Below are 7,002 nucleotides of genomic sequence, written 5' to 3'. Positions count from 1 at the left end.
ACGATCCCCTTGTTCATCGCGCGCAAAAACCGAGCCCACAGCTCGGCTATACGATCATGCCCAAATGTCAGACTTGACGATCAGCGCGAAAGCTAGCCCTGTCGGGCGACGATCACCGGCGCGCGCGCGGACTGCACGACGGCGGTGCCCACCGATCCGAGCAGCATCCCCGCGAAGCCACCGCGCCCGTGGCTGCCGACGACCACCAGCTGCGCAGACGCCGAGCGCTCGATGAGATGCTGCGCGGGTCGGTTGGTGACGACCACGCGATGGACGGTGACGTCGGGATAGCGTTCCCGCCAGCCAACCAAGCGCTCGGCCAATGTCTCCTCGGCCGCCGAGCGCAGCCTCGTCCAGGACGTCCGGGTGGTTCCGGCCCACTCCCGGCTCGGGAGGTCGGGAACTTCGGCGTCAGTCCAGGCGTGCAGGGCCACCAAATCCGCACCGCGCCAAGAAGCTTCGTCGAAGGCGATCGCGGTGGCCAGTTCCGACGCCGGTGACCCGTCGACGCCGACCAGGATGCTTCCCTGCGTCGGCGGCGAATAGTCGCTGTGTATCACTGCCACCGGGCAATGAGCGTGATGGACCAATCCGGTACTGACAGATCCCATCAGCGCTCGTTCCAGTGCGCCGTGGCCGCTTCTTCCCACGACCACCATGGCCGCACTCCTGGACAGGTCGACAAGGGCGGCGACGGGTCCCGCGGCGGACAACTCGCTATTGACACACGGGCGATGGTCCTGCGTCATGTCTTCGACGAGCTTGGCAGCGTCGGTGAGGACCTGTCGTGCGTTCGCGTCCAGCTGCGCGACGACTTCCGCCGGGAGTGACTCACCCGACCACTCGAGCGACGGCGAGCCGGCCGGCAACCGTACCGCGGCGTGAATCAGCGTCAGCGGCACGTTGCGCATCCTCGCCTCGTGGACCGCCCACTGCATGGCCGCAGTCGCGTCGGGGGATCCGTCGACCCCGACGACGATTCCCGGATTCGCTATCTCGCTGGCCATATCGATGTCCAATCACTGGAAAGTTCGGTTCGGCGCTCTTGACCCTAAACTAGAAGCCTGCCATCGCGCAGTCAGGAGCCTTTCGTCCCACGCATCGGTGACTTGATGCCCCACAACCCGACCCCTCGGCAATCCGGGGCGATCCGGGGCAATCCGGCATCTCGGTGATCGCTCAGAAGGTAAGCCGCACCGACCATTCCGCGTGCGGGACATCGCGTAACTCACCAGAGGGAGCGAATGCCAGCGTCAGCAACTGCACGACTATGCCGGTGAGCCGACCCCGCCGGCGGTCGACGGAGGGGATGGTGACCGCCATCCGGGTGTGCGGCCGGAACAGGGTGGCGCTCGTGTCGGCCGGGTCCTCGTACACCTGCAGGAGCCGCCAGGGCGCCCGGGAGATCGCTTCGGGCACCGAGAGTTGCACCGGGTAGCGTTCGGTGACCGGCAATTCGCCCTGGGTCTGCGTATTTTGACAGTCGCTGAGATCGAGCACGTTGCAGTACAGGTAGGGCCCGACCCGGGTCAGGTGTCCGTGCGAGTACGCGCTGATCTGCGGCCGTTGCGGACCGGGCTGACGCACGAACAGCCATGTTGCTACCCCGCCGCCCACGGACAGCGACATCGCCAGCGTCACGACCAGCAATGACACACCCCGCGTGGGCCGGGTTCTCACTCCCGCACCGCCGCCGGTCTCCCGGCGCCCCGCCGCCTGCCTTCCTGCTCGACCATGACCGGACGGTTGCCCCCGAGGCCGGGAATCAGCGAGTCGCCGCGGAAGCTCACCAGAGTCTGCGCCAGACCGAGGATGAGCAGGGCGCAGACCGCGGTGAAGCCGATCCACCAATCCGTGTAGACCAACACCCCGAGCGCCCCGCCCAGCACCCAGGCCAGCTGCAGCGTGGATTCCGAGCGCCCGAACCCGGACGCCCGCGATTCCTCCGGCAGATCGTTTTGCAACGAGGCATCCAGCGAGGCCTTCGCGATCGCGCTGGATCCCGACGTGACCAGTGTCGCGATCACCGCCACCGTCAGGTTGCCTGCCACCGCCGCCGCCAGGGCGACGGTGCACACCGCCACCGCGCAGCGCACCACCAGCACCGCGGGCCTGCCCAGTTGGAGGCGGGCGCTGGCGAAGTTGCCGGCGAAGTTGCCGATTCCCGCCGCGGCGCCGATCATGCCCAGCATGCCCAGCTGCGCCCAGCCGTTGGCTTGATGCGCCTTGGCCACGAAGGCCGGGTACAAAAACAGAAAGCCCACCATCACCTTCACGGTGCAATTGCCCCAGAGCGAGGTGATGATGTTGCGGCCCAGCGGTTGTCGTAGTGTCCCGCTGACCTTTTTGACCTCTTCGGGCCAGTCCCCCACACGTGGGAGGTGCCCCCAGCGGCGCAGCGGGCCGCTGTCTGTGCGGTAGCTCAGTGTCGCCGGGACCTCGCCGGCGGTCACCTCGACCCAGCGCGGGATCCGCATCGACAGCATGGCGCCCGTGATCGTGACCGCGGTGACGACGAACAGGGCTCCCGGGAGCTTGAACAGGTGGGTGCAGACGAACTCGACACCCGCCGCGATTGCGCCGCCTGCGATGGTGCCGCCCAGCAGGCCGAACACGGTAAGCCGGGAGTTGACCCGCACGAGGTCGATCGACGGTGGCATCACCCTGGGCGTGACGGCGCTGCGCAACACGCTGAACGACTTCGACAGCACCATCATGGCCAGCGCGCACGGATAGAGCACCCATGACGGGTAGCTGCCGGTCGGGCCGTCGTAGTTCATGATCAGCAGCGCGGCCAGTCCGGTGCGCAACGCGAACGACGTGGCCAGGGCCACGCGGCGGCCGTGCTGCAACCGGTCCAGCGCCGGACCGATCAACGGCGCGATCACCGCGAACGGCGCGATGGTGATCAACAGGTACAGCGCGACCCGGCCTTTACTCTCCCCGGTGGCCGCGGCGAAGAACAGCGTGTTGGCCAGCGCGACGGCCATTGCGGCGTCCACCGCGAAATTCGCCACCACCGGCCATGTCAGCGCTGTCAGCCCGGACTTGTCCGCGCCGTCGGCGGTGGCTGCGCGTTGCACCATCGAGTACATCCGAGAGCCCATTTCCCGACTGCGCTGTGCCGCGGCGCGGGTGACGGTGATGCGTTCAGCCGGAGCGGGACCACGCGGCGTACTGGATTTTCGGCCCGATTCGGATCGCTCACTGAGGGGCGGTAGGTAGCGGTTGGCGCTCGGCATCGGCGTGGTGCGATGCGCACGCCGATGATCGCCACCGTCGGCCGGGTAATTGGCCATGCCGGGATGCTGGTTGGCAGATCCTCTGAGGTCCGGGAGGGTCCGGCGGCCCGGGTTGGAGGCCACACGGCCCGGATCATCACGTCGCCGTCCAGACACGACGCAATTCTCCCCTATGGCGGCTTCCTTCGTCCGTAGGTCCCCGGGTGTGGCACGCACCCTAGTATTGGAGGCGCGATGCAGAAAGAGGTAAGCGTGACCGGACCCATCGAGGAGACCTTCGTAGCCACCGTGACCGACTGGCACGAAGAGCTGGCGGAGGTGCTCACGGGTGCGGTCGACCAGGCGAGAACGGCTGTGGAGGAGTTCAGCGGCCCCGAAGCGGTCGGTGACCACCTGGGCGTGAGCTACGAGGATCCCAATGCCGCGACCCATCGCTTCCTGGCGCACCTACCCGGTTACCAGGGCTGGCAGTGGGCCGTAGTCGTCGCCGCCCCCCACGGAGCCGGGCACGCCACCATCAGCGAGGTCGTGCTGATTCCCGGTCCGACCGCCTTGTTGGCGCCCGAGTGGGTGCCGTGGGAGCAGCGGGTGCGGCCCGGGGACCTGAGCCCCGGAGATCTCCTGGCACCGGCTGCCGACGACCCGCGGCTGGTCCCGGGCTATACCGCCAGCGGTGACCCCCAGGTCGACGAGACCGCCGCGGAGTTCGGGCTGGGGCGGCGCTGGGTCCTGGGCGTGCTGGGCCGGTCGGACGTTGCCGAGAGGTGGCACACCGGGAATTACGGGCCCGAGGCCCCGATGGCGAGGTCCACCAAACGGGTCTGCCGCGACTGCGGTTTCTTCCTGCCGTTGGCGGGCTCGTTGGGCGCGATGTTCGGGGTCTGCGGCAACGAACTGTCCGCCGACGGCCACGTCGTGGACAAACTCTATGGCTGCGGCGCTCATTCGGACACGCCTGCCCCGGCAGGTAGCGGCTCGCCGAGGTACGAGGCCTACGACGACGGCATGCTCGACGTCACGGAGACGCCGCCGATCGCGGAGCCCCGCCCCGAGGTCGAGCCCGAGTTGCGCGATACTCCGGAGGCGGCCGCCGAGCTGTCCGAGCCCCAGCCGGCGCCGCTGGAGCCGCCGGACTAGTAGTCGTGCCCGTTGATTCGTCGGGCCTGTTCGCTGACGTGCCGAGACTGCGGTGGCGGCTTTGATCTTGTCCACCGAGGCGTTGATGCCCTCGCCGCAAATCCGAGACCATCTTCCAGGCCTGTGAAGGCGTCGCCTCGATCTCGATTGCGGCTCGCAGTAGCCGGGCTGTCATCGACCTTTCCGCGTCTGACGTGTTGCGGCCGACTTCATTTCCGGTGGAGATACTTCTCGAGCCCGGCCTGCGCGCCTCGGGCGCCGCGCCGGGCCGCGGCAAGCTGCCAGACGAAGATGGCTGTTCCCAGCAACCCGACTGCCAGCCCGGCCACCGTCACCGGGCGCCAACCGTGCAGGGAAGGAAGGAGAAAGGCGGCCGCCGCGGCGCACAGCCAGGCCACGGCGCCGACCGCGATGACTGGCCACACCTCGAGCAGCGCAGGCGGCAGAGGTGGTGGGTTGCGGCCCCGGCCCGGCCCGACAGACATAGCCGACAACATAGCGTCGCCGCTGCGCGCGACCTTCTCTGGGCCGAGAGGGGCTACCGGGACACGTGCGCGGGGCCACCGGCGAACGGCCGAATTCGCCGGAGTCCAGGCTGCCGGTCCGGCGGGTCCTGTGGCCGGTCGGCCTCTGGCGTTCATCCGGTTGCGTGTAACCTCGCGCCATGCCTGACAGCGATGCGCGGACGGCTAGCGACTTGTCGCTGGCCGTCATGCGGCTGGCCCGCCAGCTGAGGTTCCGCAACGTCTCGTCGCCGGTGTCGTTGTCCCAGCTCTCGGCACTGGCGACCTTGGTCAACGAAGGCTCGATGACCCCGGGCACGCTGGCGCTGCGCGAAGGGGTCCGGCCGCCGTCGATGACCCGGGTGATCGCCTCGCTGGCCGACATGGGATTGGTGGACCGCGTCCCGCATCCGGTCGACGGCCGGCAGGTGCTGATCTCGGTGTCCGAGGCCGGCACCGAGTTGGTCAAGGCGACTCGGCGTGCCCGGCAGGAGTGGCTGGTCAATCGGCTCGCTACCCTCGACGTCCGGCAGCGCGAGACCCTCCGCAGCGCCACGGATCTGATGCTGGCCCTCGTCGACGAAAGTCCGTGAGCGAGGCGCCCGACGGCCCGGACGTTCACGACGTCGACGACCCCGACGACCCCCGCCTCGACGATTTCCGCGACCTGAACAGCGTTGATCGCCGTCCTGACCTGCCCAGCGGCAAAGGGCTGGTGATCGCCGAGGGTGTCCTGGTCGTCCAGCGCATGCTCGCGTCGCGGTTCACCCCGCACGCGCTGCTGGGCACCGAACGCAGGCTGGCCGAACTCGCGGGTGACCTGGCCGGCGTTGCGGCGCCGTTTTATCGGACCTCTGCCGATCTCATGGCGCGGGTGGTGGGTTTCCATCTCAACCGCGGCGTGCTGGCGGTCGCGAGAAGAGTGCCGGAATACGGGGTGGCGCAGGTGGCCGAGGGCGCCCACACTCTTGCTGTGCTCGAGGGTGTCAACGACCACGAGAACCTGGGCTCGATGTTCCGCAACGCCGCGGGCCTGGGCGTGGATGCGGTGATCTTTGGCGGCGGCTGCGCCGACCCGCTGTACCGTCGCGCCGTCCGGGTTTCCATGGGTCATGCCTTGCTGGTGCCGTATGCGCGGGCCGGTGCCTGGCCCGGCGATCTGGTGACGCTGCGAGAACACGGTTTTCGGCTGCTGGCGATGACCCCACGCAGCGACGCCCGGGCGCTGCCGGAGGCGATGGCGGCGGTGTGCGGCGAACGCATCGCGGTCGTCATGGGCGCGGAAGGCCCGGGACTGACGGCGGCCACGTTACGGTTGAGTGACATGCGGGTCTGCATCCCCATGTCGCGGGGCACCGATTCGCTCAACGTGGCGACTGCGGCGGCCTTGGCTTTCTACGAACGATCTAGGCTGCGGTCGTGAACAACTCGGTGCCGTGGGCCACGGGGTTGGCGGTGGCAGGGTTCGTCGCCGCGGTCACCGGTGCCGCGATAGTTGTGCTCAGCCTGGGTTTGATCCGGGTGCATCCGTTGTTGGCGGTCGGCCTCAACGCGGTGGCGGCGGGTGGGCTCGCGCCCACGCTGTGGGGTTGGCGGCGGACGCCGGTGCTGCGCTGGTTCGTGCTGGGAGCGGCAGCGGGAGTTCTCGGCGGGTGGCTGGTGCTGCTGGCCCTGACGGTGTCGGGGAACCGCTAGCGCTGCCCGCTCGAACGCACTCCGAGCAGCACATCTTCCCAGGCCGGAATGGCCGGCTTGCCCCGCCTGGCTTGCGTGGGTGGCTCGGGCGGTGGAGCAGTTGCGGGTGCAGCAGCCCGCGGTGCGGTCTCGGGCTCTGCGCTTTCCTCGATGTCGAGATGGGCCACCCTCGCGAGGGGCCGAAGCGGGCGTTCGAAGCTCGGGTCGATCAATTCGCTGGCCGTGTCGTCGACCGCGCTGACCGTCCCGCCGTGGGCGCCGGGCACGAAGCAGAAGTGTGCGGCGTTGTCAGAGTGGCCCACCTTCCACGCCAGCTGCACCGTCCAACGGTTGTCCTCGTTGCGCCAGGCATCCCAGGCGACTTTGTCCGGATCGAGGCCGCGCGTCACCAGGGCGGTGCTCACGGTTTCCAGCAGCGTCAGCAC

The 7,002-nt window shown here is 68.8% G+C and carries 9 protein-coding genes; 4 read left to right on the top strand and 5 right to left on the bottom strand.

Going from position 1 to position 7,002, the window contains the following annotated elements; genetic code table 11:
- Positions 1-92: 92 nt before the first annotated feature.
- From ACOJVU_RS10380 to ACOJVU_RS10370, 3 genes are all read right to left on the bottom strand, one after another.
- A complete protein-coding gene (locus ACOJVU_RS10380) occupies positions 93-1,007 on the bottom strand; it encodes a universal stress protein (protein ID WP_421529700.1) in 915 nt (304 codons plus the stop codon).
- A 172-nt stretch (positions 1,008-1,179) separates the two neighbouring features.
- Entirely contained in the window at positions 1,180-1,629 is a 450-nt protein-coding gene (locus tag ACOJVU_RS10375; RefSeq protein ID WP_421529702.1) for a DUF2771 domain-containing protein, read from the bottom strand.
- A gap of 47 nt (positions 1,630-1,676) precedes the next feature.
- Positions 1,677-3,365 (bottom strand): MFS transporter, encoded by a 1,689-nt coding sequence (locus tag ACOJVU_RS10370; protein WP_421529701.1) that lies wholly within the window; start codon positions 3,363-3,365, stop codon positions 1,677-1,679.
- Between the two features lie 129 nt (positions 3,366-3,494).
- On the opposite strand from ACOJVU_RS10370, the gene ACOJVU_RS10365 reads away from it, so the two are divergent.
- Positions 3,495-4,379: a DUF3027 domain-containing protein gene (locus tag ACOJVU_RS10365; RefSeq protein WP_421529699.1), complete on the top strand. Its 885-nt coding sequence runs from the start codon at positions 3,495-3,497 to the stop codon at positions 4,377-4,379.
- A gap of 209 nt (positions 4,380-4,588) precedes the next feature.
- Here the strand turns inward: ACOJVU_RS10365 and ACOJVU_RS10360 are convergent, their stop codons facing one another.
- Complete coding sequence (locus ACOJVU_RS10360; protein WP_421529698.1) at positions 4,589-4,864, bottom strand: DUF2530 domain-containing protein; 276 nt, start codon at positions 4,862-4,864, stop codon at positions 4,589-4,591.
- A 179-nt stretch (positions 4,865-5,043) separates the two neighbouring features.
- Here ACOJVU_RS10360 and ACOJVU_RS10355 point away from each other — a divergent pair, with 179 nt between their 5' ends.
- The 3 genes from ACOJVU_RS10355 to ACOJVU_RS10345 are packed head-to-tail and all read left to right on the top strand — an operon-like array spanning position 5,044 to position 6,577.
- Complete coding sequence (locus ACOJVU_RS10355) at positions 5,044-5,475, top strand: MarR family winged helix-turn-helix transcriptional regulator (protein WP_421529697.1); 432 nt, start codon at positions 5,044-5,046, stop codon at positions 5,473-5,475.
- The gene (locus ACOJVU_RS10350; protein ID WP_421529696.1) at positions 5,472-6,305 is read left to right on the top strand and encodes a TrmH family RNA methyltransferase; all 834 of its coding nucleotides are present in this window, start codon (positions 5,472-5,474) and stop codon (positions 6,303-6,305) included. Before ACOJVU_RS10355 ends, ACOJVU_RS10350 begins: the two co-directional genes overlap by 4 nt.
- Positions 6,302-6,577, top strand: a complete 276-nt coding sequence (locus ACOJVU_RS10345; RefSeq protein ID WP_421529695.1) for a DUF2537 domain-containing protein — start codon at positions 6,302-6,304, stop codon at positions 6,575-6,577. The genes ACOJVU_RS10350 and ACOJVU_RS10345 overlap by 4 nt, the downstream gene beginning before the upstream one ends.
- Here the strand turns inward: ACOJVU_RS10345 and sepH are convergent.
- The coding region (gene sepH / locus ACOJVU_RS10340) for a septation protein SepH (RefSeq protein ID WP_421529694.1) at positions 6,574-7,002 on the bottom strand (429 nt) is incomplete at its 5' end. The genes ACOJVU_RS10345 and sepH overlap by 4 nt on opposite strands.

Source organism: Mycobacterium sp. THU-M104, assembly GCF_049197365.1.
In the GTDB taxonomy this organism is placed as follows: domain Bacteria; phylum Actinomycetota; class Actinomycetes; order Mycobacteriales; family Mycobacteriaceae; genus Mycobacterium.
This window is presented reverse-complemented; position numbering and strand designations above follow the sequence as displayed.